General features: G+C 74.0%; 19 protein-coding genes. 14 read left to right on the forward strand and 5 right to left on the reverse strand.

Annotation, left to right across the window (positions count from 1 at the left end):
- Positions 1 to 29: 29 nt before the first annotated feature.
- Positions 30 to 1,241: an SGNH/GDSL hydrolase family protein gene (locus AB0F89_RS27225; protein WP_367128455.1), complete on the reverse strand. Its 1,212-nt coding sequence runs from the start codon at positions 1,239 to 1,241 to the stop codon at positions 30 to 32.
- A gap of 308 nt (positions 1,242 to 1,549) precedes the next feature.
- On the opposite strand from AB0F89_RS27225, the gene AB0F89_RS27230 reads away from it, so the two are divergent.
- The 8 genes from AB0F89_RS27230 to AB0F89_RS27265 all read left to right on the forward strand — a co-directional run bounded on the left by AB0F89_RS27230 (position 1,550) and on the right by AB0F89_RS27265 (position 9,263).
- Entirely contained in the window at positions 1,550 to 2,857 is a 1,308-nt protein-coding gene (locus AB0F89_RS27230) for an ABC transporter substrate-binding protein (protein ID WP_367128456.1), read from the forward strand.
- 4 nt (positions 2,858 to 2,861) lie between these two features.
- Positions 2,862 to 3,764, forward strand: a complete 903-nt coding sequence (locus AB0F89_RS27235; RefSeq protein ID WP_367128457.1) for a carbohydrate ABC transporter permease — start codon at positions 2,862 to 2,864, stop codon at positions 3,762 to 3,764.
- Positions 3,761 to 4,576, forward strand: a complete 816-nt coding sequence (locus AB0F89_RS27240) for a carbohydrate ABC transporter permease (RefSeq protein WP_367128458.1) — start codon at positions 3,761 to 3,763, stop codon at positions 4,574 to 4,576. The genes AB0F89_RS27235 and AB0F89_RS27240 overlap by 4 nt, the downstream gene beginning before the upstream one ends.
- 191 nt (positions 4,577 to 4,767) lie before the next feature.
- Entirely contained in the window at positions 4,768 to 5,178 is a 411-nt protein-coding gene (locus AB0F89_RS27245) for a hypothetical protein (RefSeq protein WP_367128459.1), read from the forward strand.
- A gap of 115 nt (positions 5,179 to 5,293) precedes the next feature.
- Entirely contained in the window at positions 5,294 to 5,863 is a 570-nt protein-coding gene (locus AB0F89_RS27250; protein WP_367128460.1) for a QsdR family transcriptional regulator, read from the forward strand.
- A 106-nt stretch (positions 5,864 to 5,969) separates the two neighbouring features.
- Entirely contained in the window at positions 5,970 to 7,325 is a 1,356-nt protein-coding gene (locus AB0F89_RS27255) for an alpha/beta hydrolase domain-containing protein (RefSeq protein ID WP_367128461.1), read from the forward strand.
- A complete protein-coding gene (locus tag AB0F89_RS27260) occupies positions 7,322 to 8,605 on the forward strand; it encodes a hypothetical protein (protein ID WP_367128462.1) in 1,284 nt (427 codons plus the stop codon). Before AB0F89_RS27255 ends, AB0F89_RS27260 begins: the two co-directional genes overlap by 4 nt.
- A 73-nt stretch (positions 8,606 to 8,678) precedes the next feature.
- Entirely contained in the window at positions 8,679 to 9,263 is a 585-nt protein-coding gene (locus AB0F89_RS27265; protein ID WP_367128463.1) for a hypothetical protein, read from the forward strand.
- A 2-nt stretch (positions 9,264 to 9,265) separates the two neighbouring features.
- Here AB0F89_RS27265 and AB0F89_RS27270 read toward each other — a convergent pair whose 3' ends face one another.
- On the reverse strand, positions 9,266 to 10,546 hold the full coding sequence (locus AB0F89_RS27270) for an amidohydrolase (protein WP_367128464.1): 1,281 nt from the start codon (positions 10,544 to 10,546) through the stop codon (positions 9,266 to 9,268).
- Between the two features lie 151 nt (positions 10,547 to 10,697).
- Here AB0F89_RS27270 and AB0F89_RS27275 point away from each other — a divergent pair, with 151 nt between their 5' ends.
- Both AB0F89_RS27275 and AB0F89_RS27280 read left to right on the forward strand, forming a co-directional pair.
- Positions 10,698 to 10,856 (forward strand): hypothetical protein, encoded by a 159-nt coding sequence (locus AB0F89_RS27275; RefSeq protein ID WP_367128465.1) that lies wholly within the window; start codon positions 10,698 to 10,700, stop codon positions 10,854 to 10,856.
- Positions 10,846 to 11,037, forward strand: a complete 192-nt coding sequence (locus AB0F89_RS27280) for a hypothetical protein (RefSeq protein ID WP_367128466.1) — start codon at positions 10,846 to 10,848, stop codon at positions 11,035 to 11,037. The genes AB0F89_RS27275 and AB0F89_RS27280 overlap by 11 nt, the downstream gene beginning before the upstream one ends.
- On the opposite strand, the gene AB0F89_RS27285 is transcribed toward AB0F89_RS27280, so the two are convergent.
- Positions 11,007 to 12,236, reverse strand: coding sequence for an AGE family epimerase/isomerase (locus tag AB0F89_RS27285; protein ID WP_367128467.1), 1,230 nt, complete (start codon positions 12,234 to 12,236; stop codon positions 11,007 to 11,009). The genes AB0F89_RS27280 and AB0F89_RS27285 overlap by 31 nt on opposite strands.
- A 191-nt stretch (positions 12,237 to 12,427) precedes the next feature.
- Between AB0F89_RS27285 and AB0F89_RS27290 the strand changes: the two genes are divergently transcribed.
- Positions 12,428 to 13,285: an alpha/beta fold hydrolase gene (locus AB0F89_RS27290; protein WP_367128468.1), complete on the forward strand. Its 858-nt coding sequence runs from the start codon at positions 12,428 to 12,430 to the stop codon at positions 13,283 to 13,285.
- Between the two features lie 40 nt (positions 13,286 to 13,325).
- Here AB0F89_RS27290 and AB0F89_RS27295 read toward each other — a convergent pair whose 3' ends face one another.
- Entirely contained in the window at positions 13,326 to 14,525 is a 1,200-nt protein-coding gene (locus AB0F89_RS27295) for a PHB depolymerase family esterase (RefSeq protein WP_367128469.1), read from the reverse strand.
- 452 nt (positions 14,526 to 14,977) lie between these two features.
- Between AB0F89_RS27295 and AB0F89_RS27300 the strand changes: the two genes are divergently transcribed.
- The 3 genes from AB0F89_RS27300 to AB0F89_RS27310 are packed head-to-tail and all read left to right on the forward strand — an operon-like array spanning position 14,978 to position 17,006.
- A complete protein-coding gene (locus tag AB0F89_RS27300; protein WP_367128471.1) occupies positions 14,978 to 15,241 on the forward strand; it encodes a hypothetical protein in 264 nt (87 codons plus the stop codon).
- A gap of 47 nt (positions 15,242 to 15,288) precedes the next feature.
- Entirely contained in the window at positions 15,289 to 15,714 is a 426-nt protein-coding gene (locus tag AB0F89_RS27305; protein ID WP_367128473.1) for a YciI family protein, read from the forward strand.
- Positions 15,711 to 17,006 carry an RNA polymerase sigma factor gene (locus tag AB0F89_RS27310; RefSeq protein ID WP_367139012.1) on the forward strand — a complete coding sequence of 432 codons (1,296 nt, stop codon included), beginning with the start codon at positions 15,711 to 15,713 and terminating at the stop codon, positions 17,004 to 17,006. Before AB0F89_RS27305 ends, AB0F89_RS27310 begins: the two co-directional genes overlap by 4 nt.
- Here AB0F89_RS27310 and AB0F89_RS27315 read toward each other — a convergent pair.
- On the reverse strand, positions 16,990 to 18,663 hold the full coding sequence (locus AB0F89_RS27315) for a serine/threonine-protein kinase (protein WP_367128474.1): 1,674 nt from the start codon (positions 18,661 to 18,663) through the stop codon (positions 16,990 to 16,992). The genes AB0F89_RS27310 and AB0F89_RS27315 overlap by 17 nt on opposite strands.
- Positions 18,664 to 18,726 lie beyond the last annotated feature (63 nt).

An 18,726-nucleotide genomic window follows, 5' to 3' on the forward strand; every position in this document is an offset into this window, starting at 1 on the left:
GTTTTGCGCCGCAACGGAATTGCGCAAACCTACCGGCGCGGCTCGAACAGCTCGACCGGCACGGCGTCCGCCAGCGCCTGGTAGCCGGCCGGGCCGAGGTGCAGGTGGTCGCCCTCGTCGTAGGCCGCGACCAGGCGTCGAGGGGCACGCGGGTCGCGGACCGCCGCGTCGAAGTCGAGCACGGCGGCGAAGGGTCCGGCGGTCCGGATCCAGTCGTTGACCGCCTGCCGCGCGGCTTCCCGGTGGCCGTCCGGGTCGTCGTAAGCCTCGTTGCCGCCGAGTGGGGTCAACGTCGCCCCGTAGACCGTGATGCCGTGCGCCTGGGCGCGCACCACGATCTGCTCGTAGGCCGCGCACAGGTCCTGCACGACCTGCTCCTGGGCGACGGGCGTGGCGTCGGTGGTGCACAGGTCGTTGATGCCCTCGGACACCATCAGCCACGCCACGCCGGACTGCGCCAGCACGTCCCGGTCCAGCCGGGCCAGCGCGCTGGGGCCGATGCCGTCGCTGAGCACCCGGTTCCCGCCGGTGCCCTGGTTGAGCACGGCGACGGCCGCGGTCGTCGGGCGTGACCGCAGCCGTTCGGACAGGCGGTTGGGCCAGCGGTCGTTGCCGTTGGTGGTGGAGCCCCGGCCGTCGGTCAGCGAGTCGCCGAGCACGACGACGGCCGCCGCGGCGGGCGGTGACCACACCTCGACGCCGCTGAGGAAGTACCAGTGGTCGGTGGTCGTGGAGCCCGGCAGGTCCTCGGCGCCGACGTGGTCGCCCGCCAGCAGGTGCGACGTCGTGCGCGAACCGGGGTGGGAGGTGACCAGGTCGGACGCCTGCCCGTCAGCCAGGTGCACGGTCACGGCCAGGTCCGCCTCGGGCTCGACCGGGAGGTCCAGCGGGTCCGAGACGACCTGCGCGCCGACCGGCGCGGTGACGGCCGCGCGGCCGTGGAAGGTGACCGGGCGGATCGAGCCGGGCTCGACGGCGGCGCTCCCGGCGCGACCACCGGCCGGGAACGCCACCGAGGCGGCGGTGATGGGCAGCACCGCGCCGCCGAACGCGTTGGAGAACCGCAGCCGGAGCCGGTCGCCGCCGATCGAGACGCGGATCGTCTGTCGGAGCGTGGCGTCGGCGAGCACGACACCGTCCCGGGTGAACGGTTCGGGTGGCAGGTCGGCCGGCGCGGCCTGCTGCGGCGCGGACACCCAGGTGTGCACCCAACGACCGGCAGCTGATGTCGTGGCGCCCATGGCCAACCTCCGCAACTCTTGCGTGACCAGCGCACGCGACCGCCCACGCACGCTACCCACCACCCCCCGCGAGTCGAACACTCACGTCCCGCGAGTCGAACGCTCAGGACCCCCGAGTCGAACGTTCAGGACCCTGAGTTCCGCGTTCCGAATGTGGAACTCGGGGGTCGTGGAGGTTCGACTCGCGGGACGTGGGGGTTCGACTCGCGGGGTTGAGCCATCCGGGCGACTTTGGTGTCGGGCCGCCGGAGAGGGGGAACCGTCCCGTTGACGTCCGGCTCGACGGCGTCCGGCAGGGGGTGGCGGTCATGCGGGCGCTCGTGCTCGGCACGGCGGCGTTACTGGTGGTGTCGGGGTGCGGCGGCCTGGGCTCGGACGCGTCCGACGCGCTGGTCACCATGGGTTTCGGCCTGCCGGACGAGCACGCGACGGCACGCGTGGCGGTCTTCCGGGACGCCAACCCCGACGTGGACCTGAGGATCAACGAAGGCGCGTTCGACGAGCAGCAGTTCCTGTCCGCGGTGGCCGCCGGCGACCCGCCCGACCTGGTCTACGCCGAGCGCCGCAAGCTCGGCGGTTACGCGGCCAGGGGCGCGGTGCAGAGCCTGGAGGGCTGCGTCCGCGAGCACGGCGTCGACCTCGGCCGGTTCCGGGAGGCCGCCCTGCGCCAGGTGACCCACCAGGGCGAGGTGTACGGGCTGCCGGAGTTCTCCAGCGTCCGGGTGATGATCGTGAACAACCCGGTGGTGCGGGCCGCCGGCCTGGACCCGGCCGCGCTGTCCACTTCGGACTGGTCGGCGCTGCCCGGCCTGGCCGACCGGCTGGCGCGGGTCGACGGCGGCCGGGTGGAGCGCATCGGCTTCGACCCGAAGGTGCCCGAGTTCCTGCCGCTGTGGGCCAAGGCCAACGGCGCCGAGCTGATCGGCCCGGACGCCCGGCTGGACGACCCGCGGGTGGTCGAGGCCGTCCGGCTGACCGCCGACCTGGTCGCCCGGCAGGGCGGCTGGGCGTCGTTCAAGGCGTTCCGCGACACGTTCGACCAGTTCGGCGCGAACAACCAGTACGCGGCGGGCCAGCTGGCCGCGATGCCGATGGAGTCCTGGTACATCAACACGCTGGCCACCAACTCCCCCGACGCCGACGTGACGATCGCGCCGTTCACCGACCGCGACGGCAACGTGCTGACCGAGTCCGGCGGGCAGGCGTGGGCGATCCCGAAGGGCGCCCGGCACCCGGAGCTGGCCTGCCGGTTCCTGGTCACCATGACCGACACGCAGACGTGGGTCACCGCGGCGACCGCGCGGCGGGACGCGCTGGCGAAGGCCGGGCGGCCCTACGGCGGCACGTTCACCGCCGACCGCGTCGCCGACGAGCGGATCTTCCGCGAGGTGTTCGCGCCCGACGGCAACCGCATCCTCGAACAGGGCGTCCCGGTGGTGCTGTCGTTGCAGGACCGGGCGTTCGCGCTGCCGCCGAGCCCGGCCGCGAGCGAGCTGGTGCGCGCCTGGGAGGGCGCGGTGAACCGGGTGCTGGTCGGGCAGCAGAGCCCGGAGGACGCGATGGCGCAGGCGCAGCGGGAGGCCGAGCGGGCGCTCAAGCGGGTGGGTGGGAGGTAGTGCCGTGACGGTGAGCGCGCGCGAGGCGCGGGCGGGGTGGTTGTTCCTCTCGCCCTGGGTGGTCGGGTTCCTGGCGTTCACCGCCGGGCCGATGCTGTTCAGCCTGTGGCTGTCCCTGACGCACTACGACATGCTCAAACCGCCGACGGTGGTCGGCCTGGAGAACTACCGCGAGGCGTTGAGCGACGAACGGGTCGGCACGGCGCTGTACAACACGGTCTTCTACACCGCGCTGCACGTGCCGTCGCAGATCGTGCTGGCGCTGGGCCTGGCGAGCCTGCTGCGCCGGGCGGGGCGCGCGGGCGGGTTCTTCCGCACCCTGCTGTACCTGCCGGTGATGACGCCGCCGGTCGCGCTGGCCGCGATGTTCCTGCTGCTGCTCAACGGGCAGAACGGCGCGGTGAACGAATTCCTCGGCTGGTTCGGCTTCCAGGGCCCGAACTGGACCACCGACCCGGTGTGGATCAAGCCGGGGCTGGTGGTGATGAGCCTGTGGACGGTCGGCAGCACCGCCGTGCTGTACCTGGCGGCGCTGACCCGCGTGCCCCTGGAGCGGTACGAGGCGGCGCAGCTGGACGGCGCGAGCCCGTGGCGGCAGTTCTGGCACGTGACGCTGCCGGGCATCAGCGGGACGGTGTACTTCACCGTCGTGGTGAACACGATCGCGTCGCTCCAGGTGTTCACCGAGGCGTACGCGATGTTCTTCGGCGCGCGGGCCAAGGCGTCGGCCGAGGGCGACGCGGCGCTGTTCTACGTGATCCACCTGTTCCAGGAGGCGTTCGGGTCGCTGCGGATGGGTTACGCGTCGGCGTTGGCGTGGTTGCTGTTCGCGGTGATCGCCGTGATCACCGTCGTGCAGGTGCGGCTGTCGCGCCGGTACGTGCACTACGAAGGCGAGCGGTCGTGAAGCGCGTCGCGGCGTGGGCCGCGCTGGTGGTCGTGGCGGTGGCGTTCGCCTACCCGTTCTGGTGGCTGGTCAGCGCGTCGTTGAAGGACCGGGCGCACGTGTTCGACAACGCGCTGCTGCCCCGGCCGTTCTCGCCGGGCAACTACGTCGAGGTGTGGCAGGCGGTGCCGCTGCTGACGTGGATCGGCAACAGCGTCGCGGTCGGCCTGGCGGCGGCCGGTGCGGCCACGGCGGCGAGCGCGCTGGTGGCGTTCGGGTTCGCGATGTTCCGCTTCCCCGGTCGCGGGGTGCTGTTCGGCGTGGTGCTGGCGACGATGATGCTGCCCGCCGCGGTGACCATGGTGCCGGTCTACCTGGAGTGGCACGCGCTGGGGCTGGCCACCACGCAGGTCCCGCTGTGGGCGCAGAACCTGTTCGGCTCGGCGTTCTACATCTTCCTGCTGCGCCAGTTCTTCCTCGGCCTGCCGCGCGAGGTGTTCGACGCGGCGAAGGTCGACGGCGCGAGCTCGTGGCGGCTGTTCACCTCGATGGCGCTGCCGCTGGCGCGGCCCGGTCTGATCGTGGTGTTCGTGTTCGAGCTGAAGGCCGCGTGGACCGACCTGATCAAGCCGCTGATCTACCTGCGCGAGCCCGAGCTGTACACGTTGCCGCGCGGGTTGAAGGCGGTGCTGGACCGGTTCGGCGAGGGCGGCGAGCAGCAGTGGGAGCTGGTGCTGGCCGCGAGCGCCATCGCGACCGTGCCGATGGTGCTGCTGTTCCTGGTCGCCCAGCGGCACTTCGTCCGCGGCACGGTCACCCAGCACGTCGAGTGACCAGCGGGTTCGGCGCCGGGCCGAGGACGTCGGCGGCGGTGGCCCGTGCGCCACGACCGGGCACGCACTCGCCGCGTGGTCGAACGGCGGCCCAGCGTGACCGGGTGCCCTGCGGCTGACCTCGAAAAACGAGAGCTTGATAACATCGTGTCACGGCGCCGACGTGCCGTTCGCTCGGCGAGGATGGCACCGTGACCAAGGCACAGAGAATCGCAGCGGCGTGGGCGAGCCTGCCCGCATCGGAGTTGGCCGACCAGGTCCGGCTCCTGGTGAAGGCCCGCGACGCCGCCGCGCGCGGCGTGTGGTCCGCCGTGCGCGAGGACCCCGTCATCGCCGCGCGCGTGCGCGGCGCGCTGGCGGGGTTGAAGGCCGAGTACCGCGGGCACCGCGACGAGGCGATGTGGTTGATGTGGATCGGCCAGGTCCAGCAGCAGCTGGCCGCACCGGTCCCCGCCGCCGTCCCGGTCGTGGAGACCGCGGTCGACGTCGAGCCCGAGCCGGTGCTGGAGCAGTGGGCGCCCCGCCAGGAGCCGACCACCCCGCGCCCGCCCAGCGACGCGCCCCAGGTGCTGTTCCAGGAGCCGGCCTCGTCCACGAACTGACCCCTGCGCGAACCGACCCCCGCGCGAGGACGACCGGGACGGGTCTCGCGGTCGACCGGCGGTCGCGCGATGATGCCGGTGCGCCGGACGGGCCGGCGGGAAGCGGGGTGCGGCGGTGGGGTCGACCGGCGCCCGGCGGGTGGTCAGCCGGGACCAGGTGGTGCGCGGCGCCTGCCGGTTCTTCCTGCGGCACGGCCGGGTCGACATGGAGGCGTTGGCGACGAGCCTCGCCATCAGCCGGGCCACGCTCTACCGGGTCGTGCACAGCCGGGACGGGCTGCTCGCCGACGTGCTGTGGGCGCTCGCCGACCGCCTGCTGGCCAGGGCCAGGCAGGAGCGGACGAACGGCGGCGTCGAGGGCGTCCTGGAAGTCACCCGGCGGTTCGTCGGCGACCTGCGCGCGGCCGGGCCGTTCCGGGCGTTCCTGCGCGGCGAGCCCGAGACGGCGGCCAGGGTGCTGTTCAACGCCTCCGGCGGCGTGCACCGGCGGGCGGTGTCGGCGCAGAAGGAGATCCTGCTGGAGGTCGACGGCGGGCCGTGGTCGACGGCGGCGCTGGACCAGGTGGCGTTCCTGTACGTGCGCATCGTCGAGTCCACCCTGTACGCCGAGCTGCTGACCGGCGCGCCGCTGGACCCGGACCTCGCCGAGACGGCCGCGCGGACCGTGCTGCTCCAGCACCGCTGACCCGGCTGCGACGGCGGTCTCACGATCGCCGCGCGTCCTGGTGCGGGCTGTCATCGCCTGGCTACCGTCGGTGCCGATCCCATCCCCCATCGCTGTGGGAGCCGGTATGTCCCCTTCACCGTGGCGTCGCCTCGCCCTGGCCGCGGCCGTGCTCGGCCTGCTGCTCCCGACGCCCGCCTCCGCCACCACTGCCGAGGGTCCCGCGCCTCGGGTCGTCGGCCCGCTGCCCGGGACCGCGCCGGGCGACCGGCTGGCCGACCGGATCGAGGACACCTACCCGTTCTTCGCCACGCCCGACGACCTCGCCGCGGCCGGTTACGTCGAGCAGGAGTTCCACCTCTCCGGCGCCGCGACCGGCTGGGCCGTCGACGGCACGCAGGTCGCCACCGACGTCCCGTACACGACCAGGGTGGTCGTGCGCCGGCCCGCGCGCGCCCGGGACTACAACGGCACCGCCCTGGTCGAGTGGCAGAACGTCACCGCCGGGTACGACCTGGACGCGCTGTGGAACGCCGACTCCGTCGTCCGGGCGGGTTACGCCTGGGTCGGCGTGTCGGCGCAGCGGGTCGGGGTCGACCAGCTCCGCGCCTGGAGCCCCGCCCGGTACGGGAACCTGGACGTGACCGGCGGCGGCCGGTTCACCGCCGACGAGCTGTCCTACGACGTGTTCACCCAGGCGGGCCGGGCGGTCGAGTCGGGCGCGGTCCTGGGCGGCCTGCGGACCAGGACCGTGCTGGCCATCGGCGCCTCGCAGTCCGCGGCCCGGATGACCGTGCTGTACGACCGGGTCCTGCCGCAGCAGCGGCCGGTGTTCGACGGCTACGGCTACGTCGTCGGCAGCGCGCCGACCAGGGTCGGCGCCGAACCCGTCTTCCAGGTCCAGTCGGAGACCGACGTGCGCGGGGCGACCCGTCCCGCCGACACCGACCGGTTCCGCCGCTGGGAGGTCGCGGGCGCGGCCCACTCCGGCTACGAGGGCCAGCGCTACCGCGAGCCGATCTCCGAGCGCGACCTCGGCGGCGCGCCCCGGTACGAGTGCGCCCGGCCACCGTTCAGCCGGGTGCCGATGCACCACGTCACCGCCGCCGCCTACGACCACCTGCGCCGGTGGGTCGAGCGCGGCACGCCGCCGCCGACCGCCCGGCCGCTGGAGTTCGAGGCCGACGGCGTCACCAAGAAGCGCGACGGGCTGGGCCTGGCCCTGGGCGGCATCCGGTTGTCGCAGGTGTCCACGCCCCGGGCGCTGAACACGGGCGACAACGCCGGTGAGACGTTCTGCCGCCTGTTCGGCGCGCACGAGCCGTTCGACGCGGCGACGCTGGCCCGCCTCTACCCCACCCGCGGCGACTACCTGCGCGGTGTGGTCGCCACCGACGCGGCCAACGTGCACGCGGGCTACCTGCTGCCCGCCGACGCGCGGCAGAACCTGGCGGACGCCCTGAGCACCGGAGGACAGCGATGAGGATCCTCCTCGTGGCACTGGCGGTCGCGCTCGTGTCGACCGTCGCCGCGACACCCGCCCAAGCCCAACAGCTGACGCCGATCGTCTTCGTGCACGGCCAGCAGGGTTCGGCGCAGCAGTGGCAGTCCAACGCCAAGCGGTTCTCCGGCAACGGCTACCCGGACGCGCTGCTGCACGCCTACGAGTACGACACCAGCGTCCCCACCAACGACCTCGCCGTGGCCGACCTGGAGGTCTTCATCGCCGGCGTCCGGGCCCGCACCGGCTCGTCCGCCGTGGACGTCATCGCGCACTCGCGCGGCACCACCGTCATGCACGCCTACCTCGCCGTGCCGGAGCGGGCCGCGTCGGTGCGGCGGTACGTCAACGTGGACGGCCGGTCCAGCGCCACGCCGCCCGGTGGCGTGCCGACGCTGGCGCTGTGGGGCAGCCTGCAGCCCAACGGCTCCATCGGCGGCGCGACCAACGTCCACCTGACCACCCTGGGCCACACCGAGACCACCACGTCGGCCGACGGTTTCGCCCACGTGCACCGCTTCCTGCGCGGCCGGTCCGCGTTGACCACCCGCGTGCTGCCCGAACTGCCGTCCTCGGTGCGGATCGCGGGCCGGGCCACGTACTACCCGCAGAACGCGGGCGTCGAGGGCGTCGTTCAGGTGTGGGAGCTGGACAGCCGCACCGGCGCGCGGCGCGGCGAGGTCCGGCACAGCGTCCGGACCGGCGCGGACGGCGCGTTCGGCCCGCTGCCGGTCAACGGCCGCCGGCACTACGAGCTGGTGGTGCTGCGCGACGGCGAGCCGCCGCACCACTTCTACTTCGAGCCGTTCGAGCGCAGCGACCGGTTCCTCCGGTTGCAGGTGTCGCGCCCGGGGGGCATCGCCGACCAGGTCGACCGGTGCCCGGCGCACACCGCGCTGACCGTCATCCGCAACCGCGAGTGGTGGTCGGACCAGCCCGACAGCGACCGGCTGGAACTCGACGGCGTGAACGTCCTCGCCCCGGCCGTGTCGCCCAAGCTCCGCCAGGTCCTGGCCGCGTTCGCGTTCGACGACGGCTGCGACCGGGCCTCGACGCCGGGCGTCGTGCTGCCGCCGTTCGCCGCGCTGCCGTTCCTGACCGGTGTCGACGCCTACCTGCCCGCCCAGCCGGGCGGCGGTGACCCGGTCCTGGTCACCCAGACCGCGCGCGGCAGCGGTGGGGCGTCGCGGACGATCGCGGTGCCGAACCTGCCGTCGGACGAGCACTCGGTCACCGTGCAGTTCAAGGACTACCTGGACTAGCCCCGAGTGGATCGGTCCGGGGTGGAACCGGACGGCCGCGCGCGACGTCCCCCTGAGCGGAGAAGGGGGTCGCATGGTCGAGCGCGGGTCGCGGTGGCGGTCGCCCTGGCCGCCGGTGATCGCCGCCGCGGCGCCGGTGCTGCTCACGGCGTGGTCGGTCAGCCCGCCCGGCGGCTACTTCACGATGGCGCTGGTCGCGTTGCTGTGCTGGGTCGTGGTGGGCCTGCTGTGGCTGGTCGTCGGTGTCCGGGCCGTGGTCGCGCTGCCGCGACCGCGGCTGCGGCACGTCGGCCGGCTGTGGCCGTTCCTGGTGCTGCCGGCGCTGGCGGTGACCACGGAGGTGGTGATCGACTCCGGCGTGGTGCAGCGCTGGGCGTTCGACGTCCACCGGTCCGGGTTGGAGGCGCTGGTCGCGGACGTGCGTGCGGCGCCGGACCAGCGGCTGACCGACCGGCGGGTCGGGCTGTACGAGGTGGCGACGGCGTCCGCCGACCCGCTCGGCGGCTGCACGCTGCTCACCGTGGCGGACGCCGGGTTCCTGGACCGGACCGGGTTCGCGCACTGCCCGCACCGACCGCCGGTGGGCGTCGTGGGCGGTGAAGGGCTGGTGTACGAGCCGGTCGACGGCCCGTGGCACGTGTTCACCCACCGGTGGTGACGTCAGGCCAGCGCGGCGAGGGCGGCGTGGACCAGCGCGCGCACGCCGACCGGCAGGGCGCGTTCGTCGGCGTGGAAGGTCGGCTGGTGCAGGTCGCCCTGCGGGCCCTCCCCCGACCAGGCGCCCAGCCGCGCGTACGAGCCCGGCACGTGTTCGAGGTACCAGCCGAAGTCCTCGCCACCGGAGGACTGGGCGGTCGGCGCGACGGCCTGCGGGCCGACGGCGGCGGCGATCGCGGCCTGGAGCAGGAGCGTGCTGCCCGGGTCGTTGTCCACCACCGGCACGGCCCGGACGTGGTCGAGCTCGAACCGCACGCCCGTCGGGCGCAGCAGCGAGCCGAGGATCTCCTGCACCAGGGCGGGCAGCTGGGCGTTGACCACCGGGTCGCCGGTGCGCAGCGTGCCGCGCAGGACGCCTTCGCGCGGCGTGCCGGCGGGTGTTTCGGGCGCGTCCATCCGACCCCACGCCAGCACCGTGCCGGAGCGGGGGTCGACGCGGCGGGCGAGCATCGCGGGCAGGCCGGTGGCCACCACGCCCAGCGCGTGCACCACGTCGGAGCTCAGCTCGTTGCGCCGGCCCGCGCCGCACGCGGTGACCCGCAGTTCGAGCATGTCGCACGCCGACGTGACGGGTCCGACCCTGGTCCCGATCCGACCGACGAGCACCTTGGGGTCGCAGTGCAGGCCGAAGATCCGCTCCACGCCCTCGACGCCGCCCGCCGCGATCACGTCGTGCGCGCCGCCCGGCTCCTCCTCGGCCGGTTGGAACAGCAGCCGCACCCGGCCGGGCAACCCGGGCGCGGACGCCAGCGCCGCCGCCGCGCCGAGCAGGATCGCGGTGTGCACGTCGTGCCCGCACGCGTGCGAGACGCCCGGCACGCGTGAGGCGAAGGGCAGGCCGGTGGTCTCCTCCACCGCCAGGGCGTCGATGTCGGCGCGCAGGGCGACGCAGCGCGGCCCGGCGCCGACCTCGCAGATCACGCCGGTGCCGACGGGCAGCACGCGGGGGTCCAGCCCGAGCGAGCGCAGCACCTCGACGATCGTGGCCGTGGTGCGGAACTCCTCGCGCATCGGCTCGGGGTTCGCGTGCAGGGTGCGCCGCCACGACACGACCCGGGCCAGGTTCGCCGCGAGCCAGTCGTCCAGCCACTCAGGTCCGCGCCCGGCGCCGAGGTCGGGCACCGGCGCCGGGTCCTCGACCGCCGGGTCGAGCGGGACGACGTCGATCGCCGTCGGCGCGGGAGCGGGCGACGGCGGCAGCAGGTTGCTCACGACGGGGTTCATGGTGGCGACATGATGGCGCACGTTCCGTGCAAGATCCACTGCACTGAGTCGCTACCGCCCGATCGGGTGAGCGATTGCCGCGCACCGCCCCGGTGATCGGAATTCCGGTGGGGAGCGGCGGAGAATCGTCGATCCGGCCACCGGGCCGGCGGTGCCCTACGCGGGCCCGAGGGGTGTGCGCGCCCTGCTCGTGGACGACGTGCCGTGGGTGCCGAAGCCGCGCGGCGCGCTGATGCGCGAGTTGCGCTCCGCCGACAGCCCTCCCCACTCGCACATCCCGGCCGTGCCCGCGCTGTGGGTTGGCCGGTGAGGGCCTGGGCGCTCGGGTCGGGGCCGGGCTGGAGCGCCCGGGCGCACTGGACCTGCTCGACCCGGTCCGGGAGGTGCCGGACACCGGGACCACGTTCGCCGACCAGGCCGTCCGCCGGCGGGAGGGCGAGTTCGGCCGCGACCCGGCCCGCTACGTCGCCGCGTTCCGGGTCCCCGGTTGACCGACGAGTCCGGCTCCCCGGTCAAGGTCCGCGGCCACCGCGAGCCGCCGCACCAGCTCCAGGCAGAGGCGACCGTTGTGGTAGCAGCACTTCCACATCCCGGCCGCCTCCTTCCGCAGCGGCACGCCGGCCGCGTCCCGGCCGTAGAGCCACTCGCCGGTCGGTCGCGGGTCGACCACCCCGGTGGCGATGTAGTCCCAGGTGTCGAGCGCCAGCGCGCGGAACGCCGGGTCGCCGGTGCGCTCGTGCGCGTTGAGGAAGCCGACGACCGCCTCGGCCTGCACCCACCAGACGCGGGTCGCGTCGAGCCGCCCGCCGACCGACTCGTTGGCCACCGAGCCGTCCGCGAGCACCGCCCGCTCGGCCGTGCCGGACGCCAGCCCGACCACGACGTCCGACAGGTCGCCGCCGACCTCGTGGCACGCCTCGTCGATCAGCCAGCTCGCCTCGACGTCGTGCCCGAACGACATGACGTCGCCCAGCTCGCGCCACCCGGAGTCGAGGAACACCCGCAGCGAGCGGCGACGCGGGTCGTAGAACCGGTCGCGGAAGGTGTGCAGCAACGCCGTGACGCGATCGGCCACGGCCGGGGTCGGCGCCACGACGTGGTAGGCGGTCAACGCCTCCAGCACGTGCAGGTGGGTGTTCATGGTGATGTCGGCGAGGGTGTGCTCGCCGAGCAGGGCGTTCGGCTTCGGCGTCCAGGCCCGGTCGAACTGCTCGCGGTAGGCGCCGCTCGCCGGGTCGTGCCCGACGCCGGTGATCAGGTCGTGCAACGCCGTCGCGCGGGCCAGCGCGTCCGGGTCGCCGGTCGCGCGGTGGTACTCGCTGAACGCGTAGAGCGCGAAAGCCTGGGCGTAGACGTGCTTGTCGGTGTCCGCCGGCGCGCCGGTGCGGTCGACCGACCAGAACACCCCGCCGTGCTCGGCGTCGAGGAGGTGCGCGGTGACGAACCGGTACGCGTGCCGCGCGGCGGCCAGGTAGGAGGGGTCGCCGAACAGCCGGTGGGCGGCGGAGAAGGTCCACAGGAACCGGCACGTGAGGACCGCGCCCTTGTCCGCCTCGCGGTGGACCACCAGGTCCGCGTCGACGTGGCCGTGGATGCCGCCGTGCTCGCGGTCGACCAGCCCCAGCCAGAACGGCAGGATGCGGTGCCGCAGCTCGGTCTCCGCCTGCTCGCGCAGGTCCTGGTCGATCATCGCGTCACCCCGTGCCCCCTGGTGGTCCGCGCCCGCCGGGCGGGGCGCGGCTCCGGAGCTTAACCGGTTTTGCGCGGAACCGATCCAGAGGCCGCGGACGTGGGTCGCGGGAGCACGGCGGCGACCGGGCCCGGCCGCTGCGGACGTCATGGGTAGGTTGAGCCAGTCGATCAAGGACTTGGGGGGTCGCGGTGGCGGAACGCGTGGTGCGGGTGGCCGACGTCCAGCTCTGGAGCGAGGACCTGGGCGACCCGGAGGGCACGCCGGTCCTGCTGGTGATGGGCGCCAACACCTCGGCCACGGGCTGGCCCGACGGGTTCGTCGACCTGCTGCTGCGCGGCGGGTGCCGGGTCGTCCGCTACGACCACCGCGACACCGGCAGGTCGTCGGCGGCCGAGCCCACCTACGACCTGGGCGACCTCGCCCGGGACGCGGTGGCGGTGCTCGACGCCCACGGTGTCGAGCGGGCGCACGTGGTCGGGTTGTCGATGGGCGGGTTGATCGGCCAGCTGCTGGCGGTCGACCACGCCGACCGCCTGCGCTCGCTCACCCTCGCCCTGACCGGCGCGCTCGACATGGGCAGCGACGGCGAGGACCGGCCCGCCGACGGTGAACGCCTGGAGCGGGTGATCGCCCTGGCCGAGCCGGGCGCGGACGTCGAGGCCGAGCTGGACCGCCGGGTCGCGCTGTGGCGGGAGCTGCACGGCGACGCGCTGCCGTTCGACGCGGCGGAGTACCGGCGGCTGGAGGAGCGGGCCATCGCGCACGCCGGCACGTTCGCCCCGGCCACCGCGCACGTGCGGCTCGGCTCGACACCGCTGCCGCGCGGCGCGGACGACCTGCGTGGCGCGACCACCCCGACTCTGGTCGTGCAGGGCGCCGAGGACCCGTTCTACCCGCCGGGCTTCGGCAGGCACCTGGCGGGCCTGCTGCCCGACGCCCGGCTCCTGGTGGTGCCGGACCTCGGGCACGGCCTGCCCGCCGCTGTGCACCGGCTCGTGGCCGAGGCGGTCCTCGACCACGTCCGGCGGCACGACGTCAAGCCCTGAGGCGGTAAGCCCTCAAGCACCGGGAAGGTCGTCCCCGCGTTCAGATGGCGGAGCAGTCGGCCTTGTCCGTCCAGTCCGCGCCGCAGTGGTAGAGCGCGAACGGCGTGTTGTAGCCGTAGCGGACCCCCAGCTTGTTGTACTCGGTGACGTCGATCCGCTGGGCCACGTAGTGGTTGGTCGCCGTGGCGGTGACGGTTTCGGTGTAGGGCGGACGCGAGGTCGTGGTGGTGGTCGTAGTGGTGGTCGGGGTCGTGCCGCCGCCGTCGATGCCCCAGAACCGGGCCAGGTGGTAGGCGGCGCAGATGTTCACGTCGAGCACCCAGGAGGCGGTGCTGCCGCACTGGGTCGCGCCGGTGCCGGGGTCGACGGGCTGGCCGTGGTCCATGCCGGTGATCGAGTAGTGCTCGACCGTGCCGCCATAGACCCGGTGCGGGTAGCCGGCGACGGTGTCGCTGACGTCCGGGGTCTGGTCGGTGCCGTTGGCGTTGGTCCACTGCTCGACCAGCTCGGCGCCGTTGAGCGGCCGGACCGTGGTGTCGGCGGTGCCGTGCCAGATGGACACCTTCGGGCGCGGGCCGGAGTAGGAGAAGGCGGATCGGACCTTGTCGCCCCACTGGGCCGGGGTGAGGTTCGTGCCGGGGTTCATGCAGCCGAACGCGGCGCCGACGGTGGTGGCGCACTGGTAGGGCAACCCGGCGACGATGCCGCCGCCCGCGAACACGTCCGGGTAGGTGGCGAGCATGACCGCGGTCATCGCGCCGCCCGCGGACAGGCCGCTGACGTAGGCGGACGTGGAGCCGTTGTCCTGCTTGGCCCGGTCCACCATCTGCTTGATGGACAGCGCTTCCCCGGAGCCGCGGCGGGTGTCGCCCGGCTCGAACCAGTTGAAGCAGGAGTTGGCGTTGTTCTGCGACCTCTGCTGCGGCACCACGACGGTGAACTTCCAGCGGTCGGCCAGTTGCGGCCAGCCGGTGCTGCCGCCGTAACCGGCGGCGTTCTGCTGGCAGCCGTGCAGGGCGACGACGACCGGGCGACCGGCGGTCAGCCCGGCGGGCGCGTACCGGAACATCTGCAGGTTGCCCGGGTTGGAGCCGAACCCGGTGACCTCCTGCAGGGTCGCCGCGGCGGCCGGCGGCGGTGCGGCGACGAGGTGGGCGCAGGTGGCGACGAGCAGGGCCAGCACCGCCACGAGCGTCGCGACGGGACGGTGGGCGGTCGGGTCGGGGCGACTGTCCGGCATGGCGCGTTCCTCCACGTTGAGGTGACGGCGGTCACGGGTGCATGCCGACGCTAAGAGCACCGGTGGCGGTTCGTCGCTGGTGGACCGGCCCACTCTTGGACCGGCCGGTGTGGCGGGAAGACACAGGTGAGCACTTCTGGTCAGGTCGACCTGGTGATCGTGACCGCGCGTTCCGGCGCGCTGCACGTGCTGCTGATCGAGCGCGGCAAACCGCCGTTCCCCGGTGGCGACGCCCTGCCCGGCGGTGACGGTGGTGTACCTCGCCCTTGTGCCGGACCTGCCCTCGCCGGTGGCGGGCACGGACGCCGCCGCCGCGCGCTGGGTGCCGGTGGCCGGGGCGCTGGCCGCCAACCTCGCGTTCGACCACCGGGTGATCCTGGTCGACGGCGTCGAGCGGGCCCGGGTGGACCCGGCGCAGCTCGGCCACCGCGTTCTGCCCGGAGCCGTTCACGGTGGCCGAGCTGCGCCGGGTCGACGAGGCCGTGTGGAGGGTGCTGTGCCGGTTGGGCCTGCACCCGACCGGCGAGTTCGGTCTCGGCGCGGCGGTCGCACCGACGGGCGCCGACCCCGGCCACGTCGAGGTGGTGCTGGACCGGCTGCGCGACCTGGTGCGCGAGTACGCCCAGGAGCGCGCGGCGGCCGCCGCGGAGAGGAGTGCGGAAAAAAGTTCGGCGGCCGTGTCGATCCCCGGTCCCACCCGTTCGACCAGGAGGTGAGAGGGTCCCGAGGGACGGGCCCCGACGAAGGCCAGGGAGACGACACCGTGAAGTACATGCTGATCATGCGGGCCACCGACGAGGCCTACGCCGCGATGGGCGAGGTCGACTTCGACCAGATGCTGGAGGTCATGGGGCGGTTCAACGACGAGCTGATCCGGGCGGGCGTGCTGGTCGCCGCGGAAGGGCTCACCGAGGCCGAGGAGGGCGTGGTCGTGGACTACTCGTCCGAGCCGCCGGTGGTCACCGACGGCCCGTACGGGGAGACCAAGGAGCTGTTCAACGGCTTCTACATCCTCAACGTGGCCTCGAAGGAGGAAGCCGTCGAGTGGGCCAAGAGGATGCCGATGACCGGCTCCGGCTCCGGCTTCAAGACCGAGATCCGCCGGGTCTCCTCCATCGACGAGTTCCCGCAGGACAACGAGTGGATCAAGAAGGAGCGGGAGTGGCGGGAAGCGACCGGGCAGCTCTGAGCGACCCCACCGGGCGCAACGCCGTCGCGGCGGTCTGGCGGATCGAGTCGGCGCGGATCGTCGGCGCCCTGGCCCGGTACACCGGCGACTTCGCGCTGGCCGAGGACCTGGCCCAGGAGGCGCTGGCCGAGGCGCTGGTGACCTGGCCGCGCGAGGGTGTGCCGCGCAACCCCGCCGGGTGGCTGCTGACCGTCGGCCGGCGGCGCGCGATCGACGCGTTCCGCCGCCGGTCGGCGCTCGACGAGAAGTACGCCGTCCTCGCCCGTGACCTGGGCGAGGGCGGCGCTCTCTCGGGCAGCGCGGCGACCGATCCGACCAGGGACGGTGACGACGTGCTCTGGGACCCCGACCAGGTGGACGACGACGTGCTGGCGCTGATGTTCGTCTCGTGCCACCCGGTGCTGTCCCGGGAGGCGCGGGTGGCGTTGACGCTGCGCGTGGTCGGCGGTCTGACCAGCGACGAGATCGCCAAGGCGTTCCTGGTGCCGACGGCGACCGTGCAGGCCAGGATCACCAGGGCCAAGAAGACCCTCGGCGCGGCCGGCGTGCCGTTCGGCGTGCCGCCCGCCGAGGAGCGGGACGCGCGGCTCGGCTCGGTGCTCAACGTGATCTACGTGATCTTCACCGAGGGGTCGACGGCCAGCTCCGGCGGCGACCTGATCCGGTTCGACCTCGCGGGCGAGGCGCAGCGCCTGGCCCGGGTGCTGACCCGGCTGGTGCCGGACCGGCCCGAGGCGCACGGCCTGCTCGCGCTGCTCGAACTGACCGCGGCCCGCTTCCCGGCCCGCACCGGGCCGGACGGCGAGCCCGTGCTGCTGGAGCACCAGGACCGCCGGCGCTGGGACCGGGCCGCGATCCGCCGCGGGCGGGCGGCCCTGGCGCGGGCGGCGGAGGTCGGGCGCGGGCTGGGCGCCTACGGGCTGCAGGCGGCCATCGCGGAGTGCCACGCCGTCGCCGAGTCGGTCGGCGCGACGGACTGGGACCGCATCGTGCTGCTGTACGAAGCGCTCGGCCGGCTCGCGCCGTCACCGGTGGTCGACCTGAACCGGGCGGTGGCGGTGTCCATGGCCCGCGGGCCGGCCGCCGCGCTGCCGGTGGTGGACGAGTTGGCGGCGGCCGGGGCGTTGGCGGGTTCGCACCTGCTGCCGAGCGTCCGCGGCGAGCTGCTGACCCGGCTGGGACGGCTCGACGAGGCCCGGGTCGAGTTGGAGCGGGCCGTGGAGCTGTGCGGGAACGAGCGCGAGCGGACGGTGCTGGGGCGCAAGCTCGCGGCGCTCAGGACATCTTCGTGAGGATCATCGAGTTCCACCAGTAACCCAGCTGGTCGAGGCGGTCCGGGTCGGTCGCCGCCGCCGACCGCACCGTGCCGGTGATCGACGTGCGGGTGTCGACCCACCACACCTGGCCGACGCCGTCGGCGACGAAGCAGGTCGTGAACTCGCCGGGCGCGGGCTGGCTCTGGGACCGGTAGTACAGGGCGTAGTGCGCCGGGCGGGTCAGGGGGCGGCAGCCGCCGAAGTCGTCGTCGCGCGGGATGCCGTTGGCCTGCACGAGGGACTGGAAGTGCGCGTCCTGCGCGGCGCGGTCGGGGAACAGGTGGAAGACGGCCAGGTCCGGTGGCGGGAAGCGGAAGTGCGCGGAGTTCGCTTCGGCGCACGCGACGGTGGCGACCGCCCCGGCGCCGGTCGGCTGTTCGGGCGCGCAGGTCGGGTTGTCCCGGTAGACCTCGGGCAGCTGTCGGAGCAGGGCGGTCGCGCGTTCGTCGGTGGTGGTGGTGCTGCGCTGGGTGGTCGTGGGCGAGGTGGTGGATCGGGTGGTGGGCTCGGCGGTCGTCGTCGTGGTGGTGGGGAAGGTCATGGTGGAGGAGTTGGCGAGGGCGCCGCCGGGCGTCCAGTCCACCGCCCAGACCAGCACCGCGGCCACCAGAGCCAGGGCGATGACACCGGCGACGAGGGGCGCGGTCGGAACCTTGCGGCCGGGCGGGGGTGGCGCGGGCCTGAACACCGGATGGGGAACCGGGGTCGGAATCGGGCGCGGGGCCGGGGTTGGGGTTGGAGGCGGAAGAAGGGCCGGATTCGGGGCTGGGGTGCGGATCGGGGCCAGGGGCGGGATCGGGTCGGAGGCGGGGGTCGAGGTGGGCGCAAGGGCTCGGGCCGCGGCGGTGGCGAGGGCGCCCGCGGTCGGGTAGCGCTGTGCCGGGTCCTTCGCCATGCCCCGGCGGATGACGTCGTCCAGCGCGAGCGGCACGGAGGGGTTGGTGGCCGATGCGCTCGGCGGGGGCTGCTGGAGGTGGGCCCAGAGCAGGGCGGCGGCGCTGTCCGCTTCGAACGGGCGGTTGCCGGTGACGCACGCGTGCAGCACGCAGGCCAGGGCGTAGACGTCCGAGCGGCCGTCCACCGGTCCGCCGCCGATCCGCTCCGGCGCCAGGTAGTCCAGCGTCCCGATCACCGCGCCCGACTCGGTCAGGTGGGTGGCCGACGGCAGGGCGCTGCGCGCGATGCCGAAGTCGACCAGGTACACGAAGTCGTCCGGCGTGACCAGGACGTTCGACGGCTTGACGTCCCGGTGCAGCAGGCCGTCCGCGTGCGCCGCGTCCAGTGCGCCCGCCACCTGCGCGACGATCCGCACGGCCCGGTCCGGCGGCAGCGGTCCGCCCGCGACGACCTCGGCCAGGTCGCTGCCCTCGACCAGCCGCATGTCCAGGTAGAGGCGGCCGTCGATCTCGCCGTAGGCGTGGATCGGGATGACGTGCGGCTCGCGCAGCCGTGCCACGATCCGCGACTCGCGCCGGAACCGGGCGCGGAAGTCCTCGTCGTCGTTGTGCACGGCGGAGAGCCGCTTCAACGCCACCACGCGGTCGTGCGCCGTGTCGTACGCCCGGTGCACCTCGCCCATGCCACCGCGACCCAACAGCTCACCGACGCGATAAGGCCCGAACGCCTCCGCCATGACTCTCCCGTGTCCGCCACGCCACCTTCGCAGGACCGACGCGGACCGGGGCCGCGGGGTTCC

This window comes from Saccharothrix sp. HUAS TT1, from assembly GCF_040744945.1.
In the GTDB taxonomy this organism is placed as follows: domain Bacteria; phylum Actinomycetota; class Actinomycetes; order Mycobacteriales; family Pseudonocardiaceae; genus Actinosynnema.

Bases quoted from the DNA above. Each gene is read 5' to 3' on its own strand.
- AB0F89_RS27225 (WP_367128455.1), bottom strand. From the start codon at position 1,241: ATGGGCGCCACGACATCAGCTGCCGGTCGTTGGGTGCACACCTGGGTG.
- AB0F89_RS27230 (WP_367128456.1), top strand. From the start codon at position 1,550: ATGCGGGCGCTCGTGCTCGGCACGGCGGCGTTACTGGTGGTGTCGGGG.
- AB0F89_RS27255 (WP_367128461.1), top strand. From the start codon at position 5,970: ATGTCCCCTTCACCGTGGCGTCGCCTCGCCCTGGCCGCGGCCGTGCTC.
- AB0F89_RS27260 (WP_367128462.1), top strand. From the start codon at position 7,322: ATGAGGATCCTCCTCGTGGCACTGGCGGTCGCGCTCGTGTCGACCGTC.
- AB0F89_RS27265 (WP_367128463.1), top strand. From the start codon at position 8,679: ATGGTCGAGCGCGGGTCGCGGTGGCGGTCGCCCTGGCCGCCGGTGATC.
- AB0F89_RS27270 (WP_367128464.1), bottom strand. From the start codon at position 10,546: ATGAACCCCGTCGTGAGCAACCTGCTGCCGCCGTCGCCCGCTCCCGCG.
- AB0F89_RS27285 (WP_367128467.1), bottom strand. From the start codon at position 12,236: ATGATCGACCAGGACCTGCGCGAGCAGGCGGAGACCGAGCTGCGGCAC.
- AB0F89_RS27295 (WP_367128469.1), bottom strand. From the start codon at position 14,525: ATGCCGGACAGTCGCCCCGACCCGACCGCCCACCGTCCCGTCGCGACG.
- AB0F89_RS27315 (WP_367128474.1), bottom strand. From the start codon at position 18,663: ATGGCGGAGGCGTTCGGGCCTTATCGCGTCGGTGAGCTGTTGGGTCGC.